General features: G+C 68.7%; 21 protein-coding genes. 11 read left to right on the plus strand and 10 right to left on the minus strand.

Annotated elements, in window-relative coordinates:
- Positions 1-11 precede the first annotated feature (11 nt).
- Complete coding sequence (locus H613_RS0121140; protein ID WP_026925344.1) at positions 12-341, minus strand: hypothetical protein; 330 nt, start codon at positions 339-341, stop codon at positions 12-14.
- Between the two features lie 1,419 nt (positions 342-1,760).
- Between H613_RS0121140 and H613_RS0121145 the strand changes: the two genes are divergently transcribed.
- Together H613_RS0121145 and H613_RS0121150 are read left to right on the plus strand one after the other, a co-directional pair.
- Positions 1,761-2,120, plus strand: coding sequence for a hypothetical protein (locus H613_RS0121145; RefSeq protein WP_026925345.1), 360 nt, complete (start codon positions 1,761-1,763; stop codon positions 2,118-2,120).
- Positions 2,121-2,461: 341 nt separating this feature from the next.
- Positions 2,462-3,109, plus strand: coding sequence for a hypothetical protein (locus H613_RS0121150; RefSeq protein WP_026925346.1), 648 nt, complete (start codon positions 2,462-2,464; stop codon positions 3,107-3,109).
- A gap of 88 nt (positions 3,110-3,197) precedes the next feature.
- On the opposite strand, the gene H613_RS0121155 is transcribed toward H613_RS0121150, so the two are convergent.
- Entirely contained in the window at positions 3,198-3,452 is a 255-nt protein-coding gene (locus H613_RS0121155) for a hypothetical protein (RefSeq protein WP_026925347.1), read from the minus strand.
- A gap of 136 nt (positions 3,453-3,588) precedes the next feature.
- Positions 3,589-4,059 (minus strand): GNAT family N-acetyltransferase, encoded by a 471-nt coding sequence (locus tag H613_RS0121160; RefSeq protein WP_026925348.1) that lies wholly within the window; start codon positions 4,057-4,059, stop codon positions 3,589-3,591.
- A 114-nt stretch (positions 4,060-4,173) separates the two neighbouring features.
- On the opposite strand from H613_RS0121160, the gene H613_RS28165 reads away from it, so the two are divergent.
- From H613_RS28165 to H613_RS31845, 3 genes are all read left to right on the plus strand, one after another.
- Entirely contained in the window at positions 4,174-5,856 is a 1,683-nt protein-coding gene (locus H613_RS28165; protein WP_051393651.1) for a metallophosphoesterase family protein, read from the plus strand.
- Between the two features lie 32 nt (positions 5,857-5,888).
- Positions 5,889-6,935 (plus strand): glycoside hydrolase family 43 protein, encoded by a 1,047-nt coding sequence (locus H613_RS0121170; RefSeq protein ID WP_026925349.1) that lies wholly within the window; start codon positions 5,889-5,891, stop codon positions 6,933-6,935.
- A 189-nt stretch (positions 6,936-7,124) separates the two neighbouring features.
- Positions 7,125-8,654 (plus strand): pectinesterase family protein, encoded by a 1,530-nt coding sequence (locus H613_RS31845; RefSeq protein WP_211234917.1) that lies wholly within the window; start codon positions 7,125-7,127, stop codon positions 8,652-8,654.
- 60 nt (positions 8,655-8,714) lie between these two features.
- Here H613_RS31845 and H613_RS0121180 read toward each other — a convergent pair whose 3' ends face one another.
- The 5 genes from H613_RS0121180 to H613_RS0121200 all read right to left on the minus strand — a co-directional run bounded on the left by H613_RS0121180 (position 8,715) and on the right by H613_RS0121200 (position 16,149).
- Positions 8,715-11,015: an AAA family ATPase gene (locus H613_RS0121180; RefSeq protein ID WP_035738878.1), complete on the minus strand. Its 2,301-nt coding sequence runs from the start codon at positions 11,013-11,015 to the stop codon at positions 8,715-8,717.
- 53 nt (positions 11,016-11,068) lie between these two features.
- Positions 11,069-11,269, minus strand: a complete 201-nt coding sequence (locus H613_RS0121185; RefSeq protein ID WP_026925351.1) for a hypothetical protein — start codon at positions 11,267-11,269, stop codon at positions 11,069-11,071.
- Between the two features lie 71 nt (positions 11,270-11,340).
- Positions 11,341-13,185, minus strand: a complete 1,845-nt coding sequence (locus tag H613_RS0121190; RefSeq protein ID WP_026925352.1) for a right-handed parallel beta-helix repeat-containing protein — start codon at positions 13,183-13,185, stop codon at positions 11,341-11,343.
- Between the two features lie 217 nt (positions 13,186-13,402).
- Complete coding sequence (groL, locus tag H613_RS0121195) at positions 13,403-15,031, minus strand: chaperonin GroEL (RefSeq protein WP_026925353.1); 1,629 nt, start codon at positions 15,029-15,031, stop codon at positions 13,403-13,405.
- 227 nt (positions 15,032-15,258) lie between these two features.
- Positions 15,259-16,149 carry a hypothetical protein gene (locus H613_RS0121200; protein ID WP_026925354.1) on the minus strand — a complete coding sequence of 297 codons (891 nt, stop codon included), beginning with the start codon at positions 16,147-16,149 and terminating at the stop codon, positions 15,259-15,261.
- A 170-nt stretch (positions 16,150-16,319) separates the two neighbouring features.
- On the opposite strand from H613_RS0121200, the gene H613_RS0121205 reads away from it, so the two are divergent.
- Both H613_RS0121205 and H613_RS28175 read left to right on the plus strand, forming a co-directional pair.
- Positions 16,320-17,804, plus strand: a complete 1,485-nt coding sequence (locus H613_RS0121205; RefSeq protein ID WP_051393652.1) for a peptide MFS transporter — start codon at positions 16,320-16,322, stop codon at positions 17,802-17,804.
- Positions 17,805-17,870: 66 nt separating this feature from the next.
- Entirely contained in the window at positions 17,871-18,680 is an 810-nt protein-coding gene (locus H613_RS28175; RefSeq protein WP_035738879.1) for a potassium channel family protein, read from the plus strand.
- Here H613_RS28175 and H613_RS28180 read toward each other — a convergent pair.
- Entirely contained in the window at positions 18,677-19,132 is a 456-nt protein-coding gene (locus H613_RS28180) for a GNAT family N-acetyltransferase (protein WP_156926177.1), read from the minus strand. The genes H613_RS28175 and H613_RS28180 overlap by 4 nt on opposite strands.
- Before the next feature lie 103 nt (positions 19,133-19,235).
- Between H613_RS28180 and H613_RS0121220 the strand changes: the two genes are divergently transcribed.
- The 4 genes from H613_RS0121220 to H613_RS0121235 all read left to right on the plus strand — a co-directional run bounded on the left by H613_RS0121220 (position 19,236) and on the right by H613_RS0121235 (position 21,340).
- A complete protein-coding gene (locus tag H613_RS0121220; protein WP_026925357.1) occupies positions 19,236-19,481 on the plus strand; it encodes a hypothetical protein in 246 nt (81 codons plus the stop codon).
- Positions 19,482-19,564: 83 nt separating this feature from the next.
- Entirely contained in the window at positions 19,565-19,720 is a 156-nt protein-coding gene (locus tag H613_RS31145; RefSeq protein WP_156926178.1) for a hypothetical protein, read from the plus strand.
- Positions 19,720-20,274, plus strand: coding sequence for a DUF2637 domain-containing protein (locus H613_RS28185; protein ID WP_051393653.1), 555 nt, complete (start codon positions 19,720-19,722; stop codon positions 20,272-20,274). The genes H613_RS31145 and H613_RS28185 overlap by 1 nt, the downstream gene beginning before the upstream one ends.
- Before the next feature lie 67 nt (positions 20,275-20,341).
- On the plus strand, positions 20,342-21,340 hold the full coding sequence (locus tag H613_RS0121235) for an AAA family ATPase (protein ID WP_169732035.1): 999 nt from the start codon (positions 20,342-20,344) through the stop codon (positions 21,338-21,340).
- A gap of 552 nt (positions 21,341-21,892) precedes the next feature.
- On the opposite strand, the gene H613_RS0121240 is transcribed toward H613_RS0121235, so the two are convergent.
- The gene (locus tag H613_RS0121240) at positions 21,893-22,120 is read right to left on the minus strand and encodes a winged helix-turn-helix domain-containing protein (RefSeq protein ID WP_026925359.1); all 228 of its coding nucleotides are present in this window, start codon (positions 22,118-22,120) and stop codon (positions 21,893-21,895) included.
- Between the last annotated feature and the right edge of the window lie 245 nt (positions 22,121-22,365).

Below are 22,365 nucleotides of genomic sequence, written 5' to 3' on the forward strand. Positions count from 1 at the left end.
AGTGTCGTGTCCTAGCTGTCGAGGTCGTTCTCGTGGGCGGAGGTTTCGGAGACGTTGGTCTCCTCGGCTTCGGCGTGCAGGCCGAGCGACTCGTTGATCGTCACGATCGCGCCGTTGAGGTCCGCCCTGAGCTTCTGGAGATTGTCCCAAGTCCTCTGATGGGCCTCGGTGTACTGATTCCTGGCCTCCTGGGACGCGTCGAGAAGGCCGAAGCCGGGCTCGACGCCCAACTCGTTGCCGGTGCGCATCTGCTCGACCAGGTCAGTGACGAAGTCGAGTCGGTTCTGCAGTTCGTCCCGGTACGAGGTCAGGTAGTCGGGGTCAAGAATCCGCTGGGCCACGGCACGGTCCTCCTGGGGGTCTTCGCTGGGGGTCTAAAACAGACGACCATCAGGTTATCAAGTCATCACAAACCGTGCGGTACAGGCGATGGTGGATCGGGAAGTTGATCATGGAATGCGGCTTCAAGGCATGTTAGCGATCAATTGCGAAGCGAAGGTTTGAGATCGCGCTGGCACGTACAGTGCTTGCACGCAAGAAGCGTGAGGTTTCGGTTGCGCGGCGGCGTCACTGGAGCTGTGGGAATTCGGGGCGATGTCAGATGCGCCACATGGGTGCATCGCGTGTCCCTTACGAACAGAACGGTATCGCGTTACGGCGATCTCGTGGGTCCCCATTGCTGTCAAGAAGATGACACGACCGGAGGAATACGCGTTTCGGTGGTTGATTTTGTGCCCCAGCTGTGCGATACATGATCTTCAACTGAATATGGACCGCGGGCCGCCGTCCAAGCGATCAAACAAAGTCGGCGGCCCGCTCAACCACCAGAGAGGAGAACCTCCCATGGTTAGGGCCACCCTACGCCAAAACCAGGTCTCGGTTCCAGAGCGAAACGCCTTCAACCACCCGAACGGCGCACCCGCATGGGCGGTGCCCGGCTTCCGGGCCGCCCCCGGTGCCCCGGCTCCGAAGAGCCCCTGGGACGCCTGGTCCGTGCCGCCGCGCCAGCGCAAGCCCTTCGCGCCGAATGTCCGCAAGCCGAGTCCGAAACCGGATCCGCTCGCAGGCTTCCGTCCTTGGCGGATCGACTTCGAATCGGAGTCCGCCAGTGTGGGGCCCGCCCAGAGCCGCCGTTACCCTGACGACCGAGCGCCCCAAAGCGGCCAGCTGCACCGGCTCCGGGAACCGCACGAACACGTCGACGCCCGCGCCTCTCGGAACGGATATCCGCACCAGCTCCAAGGGAGCCGGGAGCATGTTGACGCCTCGGCGCCACAGAACGGCCGTCTGCACCAGCTCCAGGAGCACCGTGAGCCCGCCGACGCCCGAGTACCCCAGAGCGGCACGGCCGCCCCGCCTCTCGCGGGGACCGCGAAACCCCGCAGCCTGACCAAACGGGTCATGCTCTTCTTCGGCTTCGCCTACCTCCTGCTCTCCGCGCTGACCTCCGGTCTGGTGTGGTCCTCCTTCGTCCTTCCACTCGGAGACGAGGAACCGCTGTTCACGCCCTACGCGCGAGAACGGCCTCGTCGTCGACTCCCGCGAGCGGATGAGAAACCGCAGCGCCCGCCCCGCGAGCCATCGCCCGAACCGGTACCCGATCCGACTCCTGAGCCGGTATCCGATCCGACTCCCGACCCGAGCAGTCCCGGCCTCCACATCCGGCCAGACGGGTCCCGTTTCCTCATCATGCGCCTGCCCTCCGACATCGCCGATCGGCTGCGAGGACGCGCCCCGTTCCTGGCGATCGGAGGCGCGCGATGAAGCCGCACCGCATTCGTGAGATCCGCCGCCGCTACGCCCGCGCGCTGGACGACATGCCCCTTCTCGTGCAGCCCACGGCGCTGCCCGACCCCGACAGGATCACCGTGCTCGGCACCGCCGCCGTCGCGGGCCGCGGCCTCCGGTTCGGCACCCAGGCGGACCTGCCGCGCCTGTGGGTCGCGTTCGCCGACGTCGAACCGGCGCTGCTCGGCTACGTCGCCGGACTCGTCGTCGGTGAACCGCAGCTGTGGATCTGCGACCGCGCGCACGAGTCCTGGGCGCTCGCGAACACGTCCGAGGTCAAGCGGGCCGCCGCAAACGTCTGGTTCGACTGCCAACGCGTCTGCGAAGGCTGACCGGTCGGCGTTCCCGAAGAGGCGCGGGCGGCGATTCGAACTGTCTATTGTGTGGCATCTCAGTTCAGCACTGTGGACGTAGGTGTCGCACAATAGAATTTCGCCTCCCGTGCCTCGTGGCCCTCTTCCGTTCCGTAACGGTTCAGCCACAATAGACTGATCGTCGCGGGAGTGTCCCCTACGGGACGGGGTCATGCCATTACGATCAGTGCTGCCGCGGCGTAGAGGGCCTACCCCGCCCGTCTCAGCGGCGCCATGGACCAACTCGGCGACGCGCCGGGTTCCGCGCCGCACTGCTCGCGGACCACCGCCTATTGCAACCAATACGAGGAAGTCTCATCGTGTACCAAGCCCAAGCCGTTCCGCCGCAACCTGCCCACCCGCCCGCGCCGCCGCGCAAACCGGCCTCGGTGGCCCTGGTCCAGACAGCGGTGTTCATCCCCGCCATCGCCACGCCCGCGCTCATCGTGCTGATGCTGCAACGCCTGGTCGACCTCATCGAGGCGCGCCGGCAATGGGATTCGATGGGGCTGGAGATGATCGAGGCCGGAACCACCCCGATGGACCTGGCCACGAGCGAGTTCCTGGGGGCGTTCAGCGTGCTCATCGCGCTTCCGGTGGTGCTGGCGTTCCTGGCGGTCCTCTCGGCGGTCGGACTGCACCGGCGTCGGCGCTGGGCCCGCGTCCTCACCGTGATCCGCAGCAGCGTGCTCCTGCTGCCGCTGGCGGCATGGGCGGTCGGCTGCCAGATCCTGGTGCTGGCCGTCGCGAAGCCCACCGCTGAGGACTACTACATCGGCCCGATCGACCCGTTCACGCTGAACGCCATCGCCGCGACCACCGCGTTCGTCGCCGAGCTGCTGGTGTTCATCCTGGTGCTCACCCGCCCCTCGCGCCGATGGGCGCCCAAGCGCTCCGCGGCGGCCGTGCCCGGTGGCCAATGGCCCCCCGCTCCCATGCCGCAGCCGTCGTACCCGAGCAGGTACTGAGCGGCCGGTGCGGTGCTTGCCTGGGGAGGGGTCGCGACCCTGCGCGCAACGAATGAGGCGCGTCCGCTTCGGGGTTCGGCGGGCCGGACTATCCGCGGAGCGCCTCGGTCTGCGCGTGGATGGACTCGACGTTCGAGACGAGGCCCGCGAGGGCCTGCTGGAGCTGTTCGAGCCCCTGCTTGATCCGCTCGATCTCGCCGACCTTGTCCTCGCTGCCGAGCGATTGGAACTGCCCCGACAGCTCGTCCGCGCTGCTCATCGATGCGGCGACGCTCGCGTTCGCCTGCTCGATCGCTTCCTTGTTCGCGCCGATCGCGCTCGACAGCTCATCGATGTTGGCCATGATGCACAGGCTCCGTTCTGTTCAGGGAAACCGCTGGCGGCCTTGGCATCAGACCCAGGCCCGCGAGACGACTGCCTTTCACGGTAGCGGATCGCGCTGTTCCTGTCATCGCACGCCGCACCGCTGGAAAACCGCCTCAGTGCGCTGTGCGGCGCATCGCCGGTTCGTCGGGGCTCTGGAAACCGAGCTGCCGGTACAGGCCCTCGCCCTGGCTGGAGGCGTGCAGGTCCACCGAGCGGATGCCGCGGTCGTCGAACCACCCGAGCAGCGCCTCCATGCACGCCCTGCTGAAGCCGCGACGCCGCCAGACGGGGTCGGTCGAGACGTTGAAGACCCAGCCGGACAGGCCGGTGTGGTGGAGCGGCGAAGGAAGCCGTTCAGTGATCACCCCGGCAGCGCAGGCGGCCAGCGTGCCCGGTCCGTCCGGCGTGTCGACGACCGTCACGGCCATCGTCGGCTCGGTCTCGCCCAGGCGTCGCCTCAGGATCGCCGCCGTCTCCTCCCGCCAGCCGTTGTCGTGGCACTCGAGCCATTCCTCGAGCATGACCTGGCGGAGGCGGACGATCTCGTCGATGTCGTCGTCTACGGCGAACCTCGCGATACCCATGTCCGTGAGAGTACTGTGGAACGTTGATGACCGTCGATTCGTCTTCGGACGTCCGGGACGGACAATCAGGCATCATGGGTTCCCTTGAGGCATAAAACATGTCATTATGTTCATATGGCCCATCGTCCCCGGAACCTGAGTTCCGAAGAGCTCCGCTTCATCCGGCAGCGCCCGGTGCGCTGGATGTCGCCGCGGACGCTCGCCGAGACCGCCGCCCGCTTCGGGCTCGCCCGGCTCCTCGGCGGATACCTCGACAAACGCGAGATCTTCGGCTCGCGGCCCCAAGACGTGTTCGCCCACGACGCGGGCGAGGAACTCTGGATCGACTACGTCGCCGACATCGGCGACGGCTTCGACGCCACCTATTCGATCGCCTACATGACCGCGCAGAAGGAACTCGAAGTCGAAGGCGAGCACCTGCCGCGCGGCTCGGTCCTCATCATGGGCGGCGACGAGGTCTATCCCGCGGCCAACTGGCACGAATACGAGCACCGCATGCGAGGCCCCTATGCGGCGGCCAACCCCGGCACCCCGGTGTCGCTCTATGCGATCCCCGGCAACCACGACTGGTTCGACGGGCTCACCGCCTTCAGCCGCCAGTTCGTCGAGGGCCGCACCTTCGGCGGCTACCGCACCGCGCAGGCCCGCTCCTACTTCGCCCTGAGCCTGCCGCACAACTGGTGGCTGTTCGCCGTCGACGCCCAGTTCGACGCCTACCTCGACCGCCCGCAGCTGGAGTACTTCAAGCGCGCCGCCGAAGACCTCGGCCCCGGCGACCACGTGATCCTGTGCGTGCCGCAGCCGTCGTGGGTGTGGACCGAGGACAATCCGCGCTCGTACGACCGGATCGCCCACTTCATCCGCGACATCATCGACGAGCGGGACGCCGACGTGCCGCTCATCCTCACCGGCGACCGCCACCACTACGCGCACTACGCCGAGATCGACGGCTCGCGGCACCTGGTGACCGCCGGAGGCGGCGGGGCCTACCTGTCGCCGACCCACAACCTGCCCGACGAGCTGACCGCGCCGCGCAAGTCCGTCAGCGAACCCGATGCGGTGCAGAAGCACTACAAGCTCACGCAGACCTACCCGAGCCAGGCGCGGTCCCTCCGCTACGCCTTCGGGATCTTCGGCCGACTGCCGCTGCTCAACAAGGGCTTCGTGCTCCTGATGAGCGTCATCATGCTCATAGGGACCGTGTCCATACTGGAAGGCACCGGCCCGTTCGTGGCCGTGGCGGCGGTGCTCCTGGCCGCCGGGGTCGGCTTCGCCCACCCCGGCCAGGGCACCAGAGGCGTGCGGCACTATCTGCTCGGCCTCTGCCACGGCGCGGCGCAGGTGGGGCTGGCGTGGGCGGGCGCACGGGTGGTCGACGCGCTGCCGTGGGCCGACTTCTGGTCGTTCGTGGCCTACGCGCCGGTCGCCGGGCTCGTCTCCACCTGGCTGGTGGGCCTGTACCTGGTGGTGGCGAACCGCTTCGGCGTCAACGCCAACGAGCTGTTCGCCGGTCTGTCCATAGCCGACCAGAAGTGCTTCCTGCGGATCAGGATCGGCCCCGAGGGCGCCACGGTCTACCCCATCGGGCTCGACCGCCGCGGCCGCCAGTGGGTCGCCGATCCCGAAGGCGCGCCGACCGACTCGTGGATCAAACCGGTCGAGCCGCTGCGCCCGCGCCTGATCGAGAAGCCGTTCAAGGTCCCGCAGCCGGGCCCGAGCCGCGCCTCGCTGCCGCAGCAGAGCCCGGTGCGGCGGCTCGTCGCGCAGGCGGGGGAGTGGCTCGGCCGGGACGATTGACGCCGCCGCACCGCGCTGATAGCGTTTTCCTCATGAGGTCTGACCATCCCGGCTCCTTCCCGCTGCGGCTGCCCGAGATGCCGCTGCACGACCCGTACATCGTCGCCGACGCCGAGAGCGGCCTGTACCACCTCTACACCGCCAATCAGGGCTTCACCGCCGGTGCGACCGGCCCGGTCGCCCCCGGCGGCGTCGGCACCATGGTCTACCGGTCCGAGAACCTCCGCGACTGGGCCGAGCCGGTCCCGGTGTTCCTCGTCGAGGACCAGGACGGGCCGTGGGCCGGGCACGGCGCGTGGGCGCCGGAGGTCCACCGGTGGAACGGCGCCTGGTACCTGTTCACCACGCTCCACGACGAGAACGCGGTGCTCGAAGTGCCGCCTCCCGACCAGTACGGCCTGCCGGTGCGGCTGCGCAATCACCGCCGCTCGACGGTCACGGCCGTCTCGGACTCGCTCACCGGTCCTTTCAGGATGATCAAGCCGGAAGGACCGATCCTCCCGGCCGAGCTCATGACGCTCGACGGGACCCTGTTCGTCGACGACGACGGCGGGCCGTGGATGGTCTACGCGAACGAGTGGCTCCAGCGCGTCGACGGCACCATCGAGGCCTTCCCGCTCACCGACGGCCTCGACGCGGTCGCGGGCGAGGCCGTCATGCTCTTCAAGGGCTCCGACGCCGCCTGGATCACCCGTGAGCTCCCCGCCGGGGTGCCGCACCAGCTCGCGCCCTATGTCACCGACGGGCCGCAGCTGTACCGCACGCCCGCGGGCGCGCTGGTGTGCCTGTGGTCGACCTACGAGAAGAACCGGGTCACCGGCGGCCGGATCGACGGCGATTACGTGCAGACGTACGCCGTCGCCGCCAGCGGCAGGCTCGAAGGCCCTTGGGTGCAGGGCGAACCGCTGGTGCGCGGCGACTCCGGCCACGGGATGCTGTTCACCGACTTCGAAGGGCGGCTGATGATGGTGCTGCACCGCCCGTTCACCGGCGCCCGCGGCAAGCTCTACGAGATGGAGCTGTCCGATGCGGACCTGCGGGTCGTCCGCCAGCGCACCGACCTCGACGGCGACGCCTGATCCCACCGACCTTGTGTTTACGTTCACATTGCTCTATGCTGCAAAGACAATTGATATATGTCTATCTTTTGGAACCTGAGACCGGACCGTCCCGGTCCGTCCCGGCACCTTTCGGGCTCCATCCGCACCGGGCGCGCGACCCCACTTCGCAGCGCGCCCCAGACATCCCTGCACATGGAGATAGAGCACATGACATCTCATACAACCGGCGGAGCCGTGCGCGGCCGCCGCCTCGCGGCCGCCCTCGCCGCGGCCCTCGGAGCGGTCCTCGCCGCCACCGCGGCCCTGTTCGCCACCAGTGCCGCGCACGCCGCGGTCGACACCGGCACCTGGTACGCCATCGAATCCCGGCACTCCGGCCTCGTCTTCGACATCGAAGGCGGCTCGACCGAGCCCGGCGCCGAACTCACCCAGTGGGGCTACGGCGGCAGCGAGAACCAGCAGTTCCGCTTCATCGACGCCGGAGGCGGCTACTACCGCGTCCAGGCCCGCCACTCGGGGCTCGTCCTCGACGTCTACGAATGGAGCGCCGAGAACGGCGCCACCATCGCCCAGTGGACCGACCTCAATGGCACCAACCAGCAGTGGCGGATCACCGAGAACGCCGAAGGCTACGTCTCCTTCGTCAACCGCTTCTCGGGCAAGGCCCTCGACGTCTGGGAGTGGTCCACCGCGCACGGCGCCCGCATCTCCCAGTACGACCCCACCGGCGGCACCAACCAGCAGTTCCGGCTCATCCCCGTCGAAGGCGACGGCGATGACGACGGCGGCGGCGACATCGACGCCGACCTCACCGTGGCCGCCGACGGCTCGGGCACGCACACCAGCGTCCAGGCCGCCGTCGACGCCGCCTCCGACGGCTACACGATCCTCGTCAAGCCCGGCACCTACCACGGCAACGTGACCGTGCCGAGCGACCTGACGGGGATCACCTTCGTCGGCTCCACCGGCGACGCGGCGGACGTGGTCATCACCGACGACCGCTGCGCCGGATGCGACAACGGCTCGGGAGGCACCTGGGGCACCACCGGGAGCGCGTCGGTCACCCTCAACGGCAACGACTTCACCGCCGAGGACCTGACCTTCTCCAACTCCTACGACGAGGCCGCGAACGGCAACAGCCAGGCGGTGGCCGTCAAGGTCAACGGCGACCGGATGGTCTTCGACAACGTCCGCTTCCTCGGCAACCAGGACACGCTGTACGCCAACTCCCCGGACGAGGACGAGGCCGGCAGGCAGTACTACCGCAACTGCTACGTCGAGGGCGACGTCGACTTCATCTTCGGCCGCGGCACGGCGGTGTTCGACAACTGCACCATCCGCTCGCTCGACCGCGGATCGGACTCCAACAACGGCTACGTGACCGCGGCCAGCACCGAGATCACCAACCCGTACGGGTACCTGTTCACCGGCTGCGACTTCGTCAGCGACGCGCCCGACGGCTCGGTCTACCTCGGCCGCCCCTGGCCCGCGGGCGGATCCGAGACGGCCCGCGGTCAAGTCCTGGTGCGCGAGTCGAACCTCGGAGCGCACATCCGCGACGACCCGTGGACCGACATGTCCGGCCTGGACTGGCACGACGCGCGCCTGCGCGAGTACGCCAACTCCGGCCCCGGCTCCGGCGTGAACGACGACCGGCCGCAGATGAGCTCCTCGGAGGCCTCGAACTACGAGGCGTCCGACTACCTCAGCGGCTCCGACGGCTGGAACCCGATGTAAGTCGCGCAGGGCGGGCGGCCCCGCCGCCCGCCCTGCGCCGGTCCTCGGGAGGAGGACCTGTCAGGACTCGCGGTCGTTCGCGTAGTTCTCCAGGTACTCCAACTGCTTCGGGTCCAGGCTCGGGCGGACCCGCTCGATCGCCCGCTCCACGTGCGCGGCGGTCACCACCGTGGCCTCCAGCGACTCGCGCATCGCCGTCAGCGCCGCCTCCCGCACCAGGGCCGCGCAGTCGGCCGCCGAATACAGCCACAGCTCGTCGGCGATCGCGTCGAGGTCCACATCGGGTGCGAACGGCACGTTCTTCGCGTTGGCCCGCAGGATGTCGGCGCGGCCGCTCGCGTCCGGCGGCGGCACGTACACCAGGCGCTCCAAGCGCCCCGGCCGCAGCAGCGCCGGGTCGATCATGTCCGGCCGGTTCGTCGCGCCCACCACCACGACGTCCCGCAGCGCCTCGGCACCGTCCAGTTCGGTCAGCAGCGCCGCGACCACCCGGTCGGCCGTGCCGCCGTCGGTGCCGCCGCCGCGCACCGGCGCCAAGGCGTCCAGCTCGTCGAAGAACATCAGCGTCGGGCTCGCCTGCCGTGCCCGGCGGAACAGCTCCCGCACGTTCTTCTCCGACTCGCCGACCCACTTGTTCAAAAGTTCGGAGCCCTTGACGCTCAACACGTTCGCGTGGCCCTCACCGGCGACGGCCCGCACGATGTAGGTCTTGCCGCACCCGGGAGGACCATAGAGGAGAATGCCGCGGGGCGCCTCGATGCCCAGGCGCGTGAACGCGTCCGGGTAGGTCAACGGCCACAGCACCGTCTCGGTCAGCGTCTGCTTCAGCTCCTCCATGCCGCCGACGTCGTCGAGCGTGAGCCCGCCGAGCTCCACCGAGTCACCGGCGAGGCTGGTGGGCCGCACCGATTCGAGGGCGCCGTCGAAGTCCTCGGGCTGGAGGGCGGTCGCGCCGCCGTCCTTGGCGCGCAGAGCGGCCCGGACGCCGGCCTCGCGGACCATGACGGCGAGGTCGGCGGCGACGTAGCCGGGGGTGCGCTGGGCGACCGCTTCGAGTCTGACGGCTTCGGCGACGCGCATGCCGCGCGTGAAGTAGGCGAGGAGTTCGCGGCGGGCGTCCGTGTCGGGCATGGGGACGACGACCTCGTGTTCGAGGCGGGAGCGGACGGCCGTGTCGACGTCCTCGACGCGCGCGGTCGTGCAGACGACGGCGTGCTCGCTCGCGTCGTCGAGGACGTCGCCGACGAGACGGGAGAACATGGTGCCGAGCGGGGTGCGGCGCGCGGCGGGAGCGAGGTGCTCGACGCCGGTGACGAGGAGGACCCCGGGGTCGTCGAGGTCGGCGAAGGCGGCGCGGAGCCGGTCGGCGGCGGCGTTCGCTTCGAGCGCGGCCAGGTCGGACCCGGAGACCTCGGAGACGCGGGCGCCGACGGCGTCGGCGACGGAGCGGACGACGGTGGCCTTTCCGGCGCCCGCGGGGCCGGAGACGAGGACGCCGAGGGCCATGTCGGTGCCGACGACGGTGAGGACCTCGCGGTGGTTGAAGCCGAGGTCGAGGAGTTCCTTGAGCTCTTCGGCGGGAATGCGGGCGCCCGAGAGCTCGTCGAGCGGGATCGGCGCGATGCCGGGCCGGGGCTCGGGGCGTCGCCCGTCGCGCAGGGGCGCGGGCGCATCGGTGCGGGTCTCGGCGCGCGGCCGGGACGCGGTGGCGGCGGGGTAGGAGCGGGGCATGCGCGACTCGGCGTCGCGGGCGGGCGGAAGGGGCTCGCCGGGGAGGTCGGCGAGGCCGCTGGCAGCGGACTCCCATTCGACGCGCGTGTCGGCGGTGATCATGGCGCCTCGGGCGGGGCTGGATTCGACCACGTTGAGCACCATGGTGGTCCAGCCCATGCCGAGGGTGTTGTTGAGGGTGCGGCGGGCCGCGGCGACGGTGTCGCGGCGGGCGTCGCCGAGTTCGATCGGCAGGAGCGAGACGTCGTCGCCTTCGCCGACGACCTTGGACAGGAGCGCGAGGCGGAGCGTGTCGGGGTCGACCACGGCCGCCGCGGAGGCGGGCCCGGACAGGACCACGCGGTCGGCGGCTTCGAGGTCGATCGGGGCGAGCCGGACGGGGTCGCCGTCGCGGGCGCCGACATTGCCGAGGGTGAGGTCGTCGGCGTAGAGGGCGCGGCGGGACGCGTACCGGTCGGCGGTGAGGACGATCGCGGCCGTCGAGCGCCGCCCGGTGATCGACACCGCGTCGCCCGGGCGCAGTCCCAGGGCGGTCAGCACCTCGGCGTGGAGGCGGACGATGCCGCGGCGGGCGTCGAGCGCGGCGCCCGCCCGCGCGGCGGTCAGCGTGAGAGAGCCAGAGTCGGTCACACGGACCAGCCTATTACGGGCCCGCTGCACGCATCTACGGCTCGCAGGCTGCGCTATTCGCCCGCCGGAGCCAGGTCCATGCGGTAGACCGTCTTGCCGTCCTCCTTGAGCACGGCGGTCGTCGCGCCCTCGGCGGCGAAGTCGCGCCACCGCTCGCCCAGCCACGACTCGGCGTCGCCCTGGCTGCCCAGGTCGCTGTCGGGAGTGTCGAGGGCGTTGCCGTCGGCGTCTTCGATCTGCCAGGTCCAAGTCATGGGGCAACCGTACCGTAAGCGGTCCGACACGTCGGCCGCCTTCTGGCGTTTGCCCGCAATGTGATCGGCGCCTACCAGTCGAAGCGGTCGTGGACCGGGACGGTGGCCGGGGTGCGCTGCACCGGCGGCCGGAAGTGCTCGCGCGGGCGGCGGCGGCGCAGGACCGCGCCGAGCGCGAGCAGGACCCACAGCGGCAGGAGCGCGAGCCACATCCACGCCGGGGAGACCGGGATGAGCGGGACGATCCACACGCCGCGGTCGACGGCGTCGACGATGGCGAGCCCACCGATGAGCACCGTGAACGCCCCGAAGACGCCGAGCCCGGACGAGAACCAGGAGCGCCCGGCGAGGATCCAGCCGAAGCCCCACAGGCCGATCGCGAGCGCCTCGTACTCGCTGCGGCCCGACCACGAGGCGAGCACGAGCAGCAGCGCGCCCGAGCAGGTCGCGATGGCGGAGAACGTCATGGACATCGGCGGCGGCGGTTCGGGCGAGCGCGCGGCCCCGAACCATCCGGCGCCGGTGAGGAACAGCAGGGCCGCGGCGAAGGCGACGGCGGCCTGCACCTCCAGCCGGTCGGTGAACGTCGCGCCGAACCAGTCGCACCCGGCCGGGACGGCGCCGGTGATCGGCCCGGTCTCGCAGTACCAGACCTTGAACGCCTTCACCGGCTCGGCCAGCAGCCGCCCCGAGCTCCCCTCGCCGCACGAGGGCAGCACCGCCGGGGTGGTGTGCTCGGCGGTCGGCTCGGCGAAGCAGTCGCCCTCGCCCTTGCCGTCCCACCACAGGTCGAGGCGGTTGCGCGAGCGCTGGCCGTCGTCGCGGTAGCCGAACGTGTTGCCTTCGAAGCGGTTGCGGTGCGAGGCGGTGTCGTCGGCGCCGGGCGAGCCCAGCACCATGACCGCGGCGGCGTTCTGGCCCCAGATGTTATTGCCGGTGAACGCGGTGTCGTTGCCGCCCGCGACGAGGATGCCGACGCCCATGGGGACGGCTTCGGCCGGGCACCGGCCGCCAGCGGCCCAGTCCCGTTCGGACGGATCGGCGTCGCAGCGTCCATTGCCGAGGTTCGCGTAGTGGTCGGCGTTGTTGTCGTACACGGCGTTGCCGCTCGCGGTGAGCGAGTGGCCCTCGGTCGTCGCGGTGACGACGAGCCCGGTCGTGTTGTCGTGCAGCCTGCTCGATTCGACGACGACCCGGCCGCCGCCGCTGTCCTTGAGCCCGATGAGGTTCTCGCCGGAGTCGCACTCGGTGACCTCGGCGTCGGTGTCTTCGAGGGCGATCCCGGCGTCGTCGTTGCCGCTGGCGCCGCAAGCGGTGAGGCGCACCGCCGTCGAGTCCTCGACGTGCATGCCGTGGCCGCCGTTGCGGACCGAGCGCACGCCGTCCACGGTGGCGCCCGCGGCGCCGCGGACGACCAGGCCCGCCTCGCGCCCCTGCTCGACGGTGAACCCCTTGAGGTACAGGCCCGCTGAGTCGTTCGCCTCGATGACGGCGTCGGCCGCGTAGTGGACCGACAGCTGGACGTCGTCGGGGCTGTCGCCCAGTCCCTCGATCTGGAGGCCCTCGGCGCCGTCGACGACGACGGCCTCCTCGGCGACGTAGCGCCCCGGCAGGATCAGGATCCGCGTGCCGGGCTCGGCGACGTGCTCCAGCGCCCCGGCGAGGTCCCGGTAGCCCTCGTCGAGGCATTCGCCGTACAACCGCTCGTTGACGATGCGCTCGGTGTAGACCACCTTGTCGTTGCGTTCGGCGAAGTCCTCGGCGTCGTCGGAGCACACCAGCAGGTACGGGCCGTCGTCGCGGTAGACGGGGGCCTCGGTCTCCTGCGCGGCGGCGGGCGAGCCGACCGCGACGGCACCGGCGGCCGCCAGCGCACTGAGCGCTACGGGCAGAAGGGCATTGCGACCGGAGGGCATGGTTCCAGGGTAACCCCCGACACAGTTACGGGCGTAAATGCCAGTGCGGCAGGCCGTTCTGGGAGAACGGCCTGCCGCCGCAGTAGGCGCTTCGCCTGTCTGCACTGTCAGCCAGTACAGAGAAAGGGAGAGCCACTCACTCTACCGTGAGTGGCTCCCCCGCGCAGTACTGTGCCAATTTACGGCTCGCAAGCTTCGCCGTGAGAGGAGTACTGACTTACATCATGCCCATGCCGCCCATGTCGGGGGCGCCGCCGGCGGCCGCGCCCTCCTTCTCGGGGGCGTCGGCCACGACGGCCTCGGTGGTGAGGAACAGGGCCGCGATGCTGGCCGCGTTCTGCAGCGCCGAGCGGGTCACCTTGGCCGGGTCCGGGATGCCGGCCGCCAGCATGTCGACGTACTCGCCGGTCGCGGCGTTCAGGCCCTCGCCCTTCGGCAGCGCCTTGACCTTCTCGACCACGACGCCGCCCTCAAGGCCGGCGTTCTCGGCGATGGCGCGCAGCGGGGCGCCCAGCGAGCGCTGGACGATCTCCACGCCGGTGGCCTCGTCGCCGTCGGCCTCGATCTTGTCGAAGGCGGTGGCGCCGGCCTGCACGAGCGCGGTCCCGCCGCCGGGGAGGATGCCCTCCTCGACCGCGGCCTTCGCGTTGCGCACGGCGTCCTCGATGCGGTGCTTGCGCTCCTTGAGCTCGACCTCGGTGGCCGCGCCGACCTTGATGATCGCGACGCCGCCGGCCAGGCGCGCGAGGCGCTCCTGGAGCTTCTCGCGGTCGTAGTCGGAGTCGGAGTTCTCGATCTCGGCGCGGATCTGGCCGACCCGGCCCTGGATCTGCTCCTCTTCGCCGCCGCCGTCGACGATGGTGGTCTCGTCCTTGGTGATGACGACCTTGCGGGCGGTGCCCAGCATGTCGAGGGTGGCCGACTCCAGCTTGAGGCCGATCTCCTCGGAGATGACCTGGCCGCCGGTGAGGATGGCGATGTCGCCGAGCATGGCCTTGCGGCGGTCGCCGAAGCCCGGGGCCTTGACGGCGACGGACTTGAAGATGCCGCGGACCTTGTTGACCACCAGGGTGGCCAGAGCCTCGGCGTCGACGTCCTCGGAGATGATCAGGAGCGGCTTGCCGGTCTGGGTGACCTTCTCCAGGGTCGGCAGGAGGTCCTTGACCGCCGAGATCTTCTGGTTGGCGATGAGGATGTACGGGTCCTCGAGGACGGCCTCCATGCGATCCTGGTCGGTCACGAAGTAACCGGACAGGTAGCCCTTGTCGAAGCGCATGCCCTCGGTGAGCTCGAGGTCGAGGCCGAACGTGTTCGACTCCTCGACGGTGATGACGCCTTCCTTGCCGACCTTCTCCATCGCCTCGGCGATGATGGCGCCGACGGTGGTGTCACCGGCCGAGACCGAAGCGGTGTTCGCGATCTGCTCCTCGGTGTCGACCTCGGAGGCGGCGGCCTGGAGCTCCTCGACCACGGCGGCGACGGCCTTCTCGATGCCGCGCTTGACGGCGATCGGGTTGGCACCGGCGGCCACGGCCCGCAGGCCCTCCTTGACGAGCGCCTGGGCGAGCACGGTGGCCGTGGTGGTCCCGTCGCCGGCGACGTCGTCGGTCTTCTTGGCGACCTCCTTGACCAGCTCGGCGCCGATCTTCTCGTAGGGGTCCTCCAGCTCGATCTCCTTGGCGACGGAGACGCCGTCGTTGGTGATCGTGGGGGCGCCCCACTTCTTGTCCAGCACAACGTTGCGGCCCTTGGGACCGAGGGTCACCTTGACGGCCTCGGCGAGGATGTTCATACCCCGCTCGAGCCCGCGGCGAGCCTCCTCGTCGAATGCGATCATCTTCGCCATTGCAGATGGCTTCCTTTCGGATAACGTTCGTTGTCGACGGTGAGGCGGCACCCGCGACGGTGGGCCGACGCTCGCCCGCGCCGCGGACGTCGCCGTGATCGGCCCGACCACCTCATCGCGCGTTAGCACTCACGGTCTGAGAGTGCCAAGTCAGGTATAGCACTCTCGGCCCGAGAGTGCCAATGCGGGGCGCGAATCGAGTGGTGAACCCGAGTGGTGCTCGCCAGTCAGGCACTGTCTTCCTGTGCAGACTGCGCCGACAGGGACGTCGCCGAGACCGATTCGCGCCTGCCGCGCAGCCACGCGTACGAGCACAGCGCGGCCGACAGGACCCAGATCATCGGCGCCAGCAGGAGCAGCGCCATGACCGCCTCGGTGACGACGGTGAGGACCGCCGCGAGCCAGTCGGAGAAGACCGCCCGCCACAGGCCCGCGAGCACGGCGCCGACCAGTCCGATGACGACGGTGGCCGCGAAGGCGGCCAGCACGACGATGATCAGGCGGCCCAGCGCGGGCCAGAACGCCGAGTGCGTCAGCCGCACCGACCTGGCGTAGGGGCTGCGCCGGTGCTCGAAGGTCGCGGCGGGCACCATGAGGCTCAGCGCGAACGCCGCCCACAGGCCCGGCAGGACGCACAGCACCAGGCCGACCGAGACGGTGACCCACGCCAGCAGCAGCCACAGCCACAGCTTCCAGCCGCGTCCGAAGCCGAAGCCGAACGCCTCGCCGAGGCTGAGGAAGCCCCCCGCGGCCTCGGCCGCCGCCGTCCTGGTGGCGGCCAGCGCCGCGACGGCGGTGAGGTACAGCATCACCAGGCCCAGGAGGCCCCCGACGGCCGCGGCGGGCCAGCCGGGGAACACGTCGGCCGGGCCCGCGCCCCACTCGCCCGCCTCGAAGGCGTCGTCGGGCGCGGCGAGCGTCCAGTAGGCGCCGAGGATCCAGCGCGGCCCGGCCGCGCCGATGAGCAGGATGAGCCCCATCGACCGCCACGAGCGGGCGACGACGCCGACCGAGGCGTTCCACCACGACGCGAACGTGTCGGTCACCAGCGGGTCGCCGCCGAAGCGCCCCGACGGCTCGCCGGGCGCCTCGGTGCTCCAGTAGGGATCCTCGCTCATAGCCGGATCCTAAGGGAGCGGGTTGCTCATAAGGGACGAACAGTGACATCGTCACCCGGGTTTCATCGCACGCGGGCTCGGATATCCCTCCGCGACACCACAGCGACGACTACCTTCAGTGTTGGCGGCATCACACCGATGTCGGCCGCCGTGCAATGCCGGGAGCAGCGATGTCCCACCGAGAGCCCGCCGTCGGCGACCAGCGGACCTTTTTCGGGCACCCGCGCGGCCTGGCCGTGCTCTTCGGCACCGAGATGTGGGAACGGTTCAGCTTCTACGGGCTCCAGGCCATCCTCGTCCTGTTCCTCATGGCCTCGCTCGCCGACAACGGCCTCGGCCTCGCCGAGACCACCGCCGTCCCCATCACCACCCTCTACACCGGCCTGGTCTACCTGACCGCGCTGCCCGGCGGCTGGCTGGCCGACCGCGTCCTCGGCCCCCGCCGCGCCGTCCTCATCGGCGGCGTCATCATCATGTGCGGCCACATCAGCATGGCGCTGCCCCTCGAAGGGCCCGCCACGGTCTTCCTCGGGCTCTTCCTCGTCATCACCGGCTCGGGCCTGCTCAAGCCCAACATCTCGGTCATGGTCGGCAGGCTCTACGACGGCGAGGGCGAGGCCCGCCGCGACGCGGGCTTCTCCGTGTTCTACATGGGCATCAACCTCGGCGCCTTCCTCGGCATCCTCGTCACCCCCTACCTCGCCGGAGACGACCGCTGGCACCTCGGCTTCGGCGCCGCCGCCGTCGGCATGGCCATCGGCCTGCTGTGGTACATCCGCGGCTGGCCCCGCCTCAAGGGCACCGGCGTCGGGCCGAGCCGCCCGCTCGACGACGACGAGCGGCGCAGGGCCGTCAGGATCGTCGTCTGGTCCCTCGTCGCGGCCGCCGTCGCCATCACCGTCTGGGCTCTGACCGGGACGCTCACCCTCGACACCGTCCCGACCATCCTGACCGCCGTGGTGATCGCCGCCGCGGTCGGCTACTTCGTCTACATCTTCGGCGCCGCGGGCGACATCAGCGACACCGAGATGGCCGGGCTGCGCGCCTACGTGGGGTTGTTCATCGCCGCCGTCGTGTTCTTCATGCTGTTCCTCCAGATGGGCAGCGTGCTCACCACCTTCGCCGAGGAGTCGGTCGACCTGAGCCTCTTCGGCCTCGACGTGCCCGCCGGGACCGTCCAGAACTTCAACTCGGTCTACATCATCATCTTCTCGCCCATATTCGGCTACCTCTGGCTCAAGGCCGGGGACCGCTTCGACGCCTCCAAGAAGTTCGCCCTCGGCGTCGGCCTCGTCGGCGTCGCCTACCTGCTGCTCGGCTGGCTCCAGGGCCGGGCCGACGACGGCGTCCTGGTGGCTCTCGGCTGGATGGCGCTGGTGTACCTCTTGATGACCTTCGGCGAGCTGGCGCTCTCGCCGGTCGGGCTCAGCGTGACCGTGCAGCTGGCCCCATCGCACCTCAAAGGACAGATGATGGGCGTGTGGTTCCTCGCCCCGGCCGTCGGCACGCCCCTCGGCGGGCAGGTCTACGCCTTCGCCGTGCCGCGCATCGGCGAGGTCGGCTTCTTCTACGTCCTCGCCGGGACCGCCATCGTCTGCGCGCTGGTGCTCGCCGCCTTCTCGCCCCGGCTCGGGCGGCTCATAGCGGCGCAGTGACCGACCGTATCGCGCCTGCTCACGCGCCTTGGTTCTGAATCAGGACCAACCGTTAACCTGGGAGGCGTGCCTGCCTCACCATCCCCCCGAGAACGCGAGCCACGCTGGCCCGAGCAGCTCACCGCCTGGGAGCGCGCGACGAACACGCCCCTGTTCCTGCTGGCACTGCTGTTCCTCATCGCCTACGCCGTCCCGATCCTCTACGACGACATGCCCTCTTGGGGCGGCGACGTCGCCACCCTGATCAATTTCGCGGTCTGGGTCCTGTACGGCGCCGACTACGCCTGGCGGCTCGTCCTGGCGGGCAGGGGCAACCGCATCCGCTTCGTCTACACCCATCCGCTCGACCTGATCATGGTCCTCGTCCCGCTGGCGAGGCCGCTGCGGGTCGTGCGCATGATGCTCGTGCTCGTCGAGGCGTTCGGCCGCCACGCCCGGACCTCGCTGCGCACCAAGGCCAGCGTGTACATCGTCGGCATCACGGCGATGATCCTGCTCGTCTCCAGCCTGGCGGTCCTGGACGCCGAGCAGGGCCGGGACGCCGCGCAGATCACCACCTTCGGCGACGCCCTGTGGTGGTCGGTGGTGACCGCCTCGACCGTCGGCTACGGCGACCTCGTCCCGCAGACCGCCGCCGGCCACGTGATCGCCGCGATGCTCATGTTCGCGGGCATCGGCCTCGTCGGCCTCGTCAGCGGCTCGCTCGCCTCCTGGTTCGTCGACCGGGTCGGCATCCGCGGCGAGGAGGCCGGCCGCGCCGAGGCCGCCGACCTGAGCGAGCGCCTGGCCGCCTTGGAGGCGCAGGTCGCCGAGATCCACGCCGCCGTCGTCGAGCGCGATCCCGACGCGGTCGAGGTGCCCGACCAGCGAAGTTAGGCGAGCTTCTTCTGGTAGACGCGCTCGTTGCAGAACTTGCGGTAGCCGACCGCCTCGTTGATGGCGATCATGTGCGCGTTCGACTCGGCGTTCCCGGTCCACACGTACCGCATCTTCGGGCGCCAGTCGCGGATGCGTCGCTGGTTGGCGATCTTGAGGATCGTGCCGAGCCGGTGGCCGCGGAAGCGCGGGTCGACGATCGTGTCCGACTGGTAGCAGTGGTGCTCGCGGCCGCCCTCGACGACGATCTCGGTGAACCCGGCGACCTCCCCGGACTCGATGTGGCGCACCACGACCTGGAGGTCGAGTTCGCCGCGCTCGCGCCGCAGCCGCGCGAGCTCGCGGACGCGGGCGGCGTCGAAGTCGGCCTCCTGGAGGTCCCACTCGCCCAGCGGCGTACAGGGAAGGGTACAAGCCCTTTTACCAGGGCTTACAGGCCAACCGGACACCACGGGCGAGCAACCAGCGCACCGCGTGACCCAGCCGGGGAAGCCACCACATCGAGAACCACAGAGCCGGCGCAGCGTAGCGCCGGCACAGAAGGAGCACAGAGACATGAACACGATCACCAGCGAAACCCGCCAGCTTGCCAGCGGCACCGTCCTTGACGTCACCAGGGGCCAGGAAACCAAGGTCGTTGTTCGCCAGCCGTTCGGCATCGGCAAGGCCGCCGTGGCGGACGTGCACGCAGAGCTGAACGAGATCTTCGCGGACGCTGCCGACGTGAAGCAGGCGCGGTACGAGCTTGACCAGGCCGACTTCGAGAACCCGATCCACGTGACAACGTGGGTTTCCTGCTAGCAGACAAGAAACGGGAGGCGAGCCGTAACACTCGCCTCCCGGTTAATCCACCAAATCTAACCAACCTAGGAAAGAAGGAAGAAATGGACTTCAATGATAACACAGTCGAAATCCCGGTGACCTGGAACGAGCTTGCCGTCGCGCTCTCAGCGCTCCGTAACGCCGGAGACGATGAGCTTGCGAACGAGCTTGCCCGCCGATTCGGCAAGGCGGAATACGACCAGTGGGAGGACAAGTAGTGAAGTCGTTCCTGTCAACCCTTGCCACGATCGCTGTCGCCGCTGTCGCGGCGGTCATCTCGTTCATCCATATCCGGGAGCTGTGCCTTATCGCTGGGCAACCGGAAGTCGTCGCGCTCATCATGCCGTTGTCAGTCGACGGGCTGCTGTTGTCAGCCTCGCTGTCACTCATCACGGGAACTGGCAACAGGTTCACAGCGTGGCTGTCCTTCATTGTCGGGGTGGCCGCTTCGATCGCTGCGAACGTCGCGGTCGCTGAGCCGAACACGGTTGCTCGGCTCGTGAGCGCGTGGCCCGCGCTAGCGCTTCTCTTGACCGTTGAGCACTTGATACGCCGCGCACCGTCTGAGTCGGTCACAGCGGCTGTCACGGCAGACACCCCTAGTCAGGTAGTGACAGAGCTGCCGTCAAAGCTTGTCGGCTACGCCGAAGCCGTGGAAGCGTCGCCGGAGGCGACTGTGAAGGAATTGGCTAAGACGTTGCAGGTGTCGGCGCGCACGGTGGCGCGCTACAAGAAAGAGTTTGACGCTCGCATGACACCGCAGACAGCTTAGCGACACACGACACGACAGGGGCGACAGTTTCGGCTGTCGCCCCGCAACCATGAGGAGACACAAAACATTGGATGCATACGAATACCCGCGCAGCGGAGGTGACGGAACATGGGCCTACCCGTTCCGGTCATTCGAGTATTGGGCCGACCTGGCAGAGAAGACACCGGACTTTCTTATTGAAGGGCTGCTTCACTCGGCTACCAATTCAATCTCGGGTAAACCGACTGTAGGGAAGACTCGACTTGCCGCCGCTCTGGCGGCTGCTGTCGCTAATGAAGATGAGGAATTTTGCGGTCGGAAGATCAACGATCACGGGCCGGTTATGATTATCTCGACTGACGCGGGGGAAACCCGTAAGTGGGGTCTGAGGCTTCGGGAGCACAACGTCAAGCCCGGAAGGGCCGGTGTCGCCAAGTTCAACCCCTCGCATTGGGACCTGTACAAGGAACAGGCGAAGGTGTCGAAACTGTTTGTGGTGGACAACCTGACGGGCATTCTCGGGGGTGGGAGCATCGGGGACGATGCGGTGGCCCGGAACCTGCTACAGCCGCTAGCGGATATCGCAGAGCTGGGAACAACCGTGCTGCTCATCGCGCACTCGGCGAAGAACTTCGAAGCGAACACAGGAAAGTACACGCCAACGGGCGTGATGGGGTCGACTGTCTACCAGGCTTGGGAGCGGCTGAATATCCACATACACGATGTGACAGAGCCGAACACTCGGCACTTGCAAATCAAGTCAAACGACGCACCCGAACAGAAGATCAGCATTGCCGCGAAGTGGGGCCGTGCTTCGGCCGAGTGGCGCTTTGTCCAGGAGCACGAGGACAAGCGGGTGAGGACCGAGGAGACAGCCGAGCGCAAGCGCAACCTGTTCGATGAGGTCGCGAACGATTCCGAGCTGTCGAAGATCGAAGCAGTGAACGCGGTCGGTAGGGAGCTGGTGAAGAAGTTCCCCGGTCGCTGGGAGGGCAAGGACCCCGCCAAGGCCGCGAAGCAGGCATTCACCCGAGCGAAGAACCTGGTTGGCGGCGAGTACACGGGTGGGCGCTGGACGGCGCCGTGACAAGTAGACAGAACACACCCGCTCGGGGCACACGTTCCGGGCGGGTGTTTCCCCAGCTTGGAACAGGTGGAACAACGGAACCCCCCCCTTATATTCATCCCCCCCTGTTCCAATCTCCGGCCTTTCTGAGGCCGGAGAATATGCAGCCCCTCAAGGGCTGCCATGATATGAATATGGGCCGCCTGAAGCGGCCCCATGACAGAGCCAGCCGCTTCGCGGCGGCTGGCAATGAATAATATATATTAGATTAATAGGAAATAGGGTCGGCCCTCCCAAGGGGTCGGCCCTCTTTTTGCTTCTTGAATATGAGAGGCCGCTTCCGTTATCACTCTCGCGGCCGACAATGAATGACAGAGGTGGAACGCCCCGAAGGGGCTGGAAGCGATGGAATGAACTTGGATATTCAAAAGCTCGTTGGCGCTCCGCAGCGCCGCCGAGCGTAGATTAGTTGTTAACTTTTCATCCTTCGTTCATCTTCCGATGTCTTCGCATCTCCAGATTCTCTCTGTCGGCCGCCGGATCGTGAGGCGGCCTTTATAGGGGTAGGAGCAGCTACGGCGCGCGGAACACGCCACGCTGCGGAAGTACCAAGATCAGTCCTTCGGCCTCCAGCTCTGCCAACGCCTTCCGCGTGGTCACGCGCGACACGCCGATGTCCTCGGCGAGCTGCCGTTCGCTCGGCATCTCGGCACCGGGCGCCCACTCGTCCGCCTGGACGCGTGCGCGGATGAGCGCTGCCGCCTGGAGGTAGAGCGGCGTAGCCGAGTAGCGATCGATCATGCCGCCGAGCGTAGGCGGCTCTGAACTGGTCTAGCTGGTTTCGGTTCTATGTCTTGTCCTACTGGTCTAGCTGGTCTACCCTGTGGTGATGACCACCAAGGCCAAGAAGCGTGCCGTACCGGCACCGCGTAGCCAGCACCTTCCACGCAGGGGAAACCCGCAAGTGTGCGAGCTGTGCGGCTCGCTATGGCCTTGCAAGGACGCACGGATCGTCTGGTGTGAGGGGTAGCTGTGACGCTGTATCG

The sequence above is a fragment of the Glycomyces arizonensis DSM 44726 genome, from assembly GCF_000482705.1.
Classification (GTDB): Bacteria; Actinomycetota; Actinomycetes; order Mycobacteriales; family Micromonosporaceae; genus Glycomyces; species Glycomyces arizonensis.

Excerpts from the sequence above, each read along its gene's own strand:
- H613_RS0121145 (WP_026925345.1), top strand. The coding sequence starts at position 1,761 with ATGAAGCCGCACCGCATTCGTGAGATCCGCCGCCGCTACGCCCGCGCG.
- H613_RS0121155 (WP_026925347.1), bottom strand. The coding sequence starts at position 3,452 with ATGGCCAACATCGATGAGCTGTCGAGCGCGATCGGCGCGAACAAGGAA.
- H613_RS0121160 (WP_026925348.1), bottom strand. The coding sequence starts at position 4,059 with ATGGGTATCGCGAGGTTCGCCGTAGACGACGACATCGACGAGATCGTC.
- H613_RS28165 (WP_051393651.1), top strand. The coding sequence starts at position 4,174 with ATGGCCCATCGTCCCCGGAACCTGAGTTCCGAAGAGCTCCGCTTCATC.
- H613_RS0121170 (WP_026925349.1), top strand. The coding sequence starts at position 5,889 with ATGAGGTCTGACCATCCCGGCTCCTTCCCGCTGCGGCTGCCCGAGATG.
- H613_RS31845 (WP_211234917.1), top strand. The coding sequence starts at position 7,125 with ATGACATCTCATACAACCGGCGGAGCCGTGCGCGGCCGCCGCCTCGCG.
- H613_RS0121185 (WP_026925351.1), bottom strand. The coding sequence starts at position 11,269 with ATGACTTGGACCTGGCAGATCGAAGACGCCGACGGCAACGCCCTCGAC.
- H613_RS0121190 (WP_026925352.1), bottom strand. The coding sequence starts at position 13,185 with ATGCCCTCCGGTCGCAATGCCCTTCTGCCCGTAGCGCTCAGTGCGCTG.
- groL (WP_026925353.1), bottom strand. The coding sequence starts at position 15,031 with ATGGCGAAGATGATCGCATTCGACGAGGAGGCTCGCCGCGGGCTCGAG.
- H613_RS0121200 (WP_026925354.1), bottom strand. The coding sequence starts at position 16,149 with ATGAGCGAGGATCCCTACTGGAGCACCGAGGCGCCCGGCGAGCCGTCG.
- H613_RS0121205 (WP_051393652.1), top strand. The coding sequence starts at position 16,320 with ATGTCCCACCGAGAGCCCGCCGTCGGCGACCAGCGGACCTTTTTCGGG.
- H613_RS0121220 (WP_026925357.1), top strand. The coding sequence starts at position 19,236 with ATGAACACGATCACCAGCGAAACCCGCCAGCTTGCCAGCGGCACCGTC.
- H613_RS31145 (WP_156926178.1), top strand. The coding sequence starts at position 19,565 with ATGGACTTCAATGATAACACAGTCGAAATCCCGGTGACCTGGAACGAG.
- H613_RS0121240 (WP_026925359.1), bottom strand. The coding sequence starts at position 22,120 with ATGATCGATCGCTACTCGGCTACGCCGCTCTACCTCCAGGCGGCAGCG.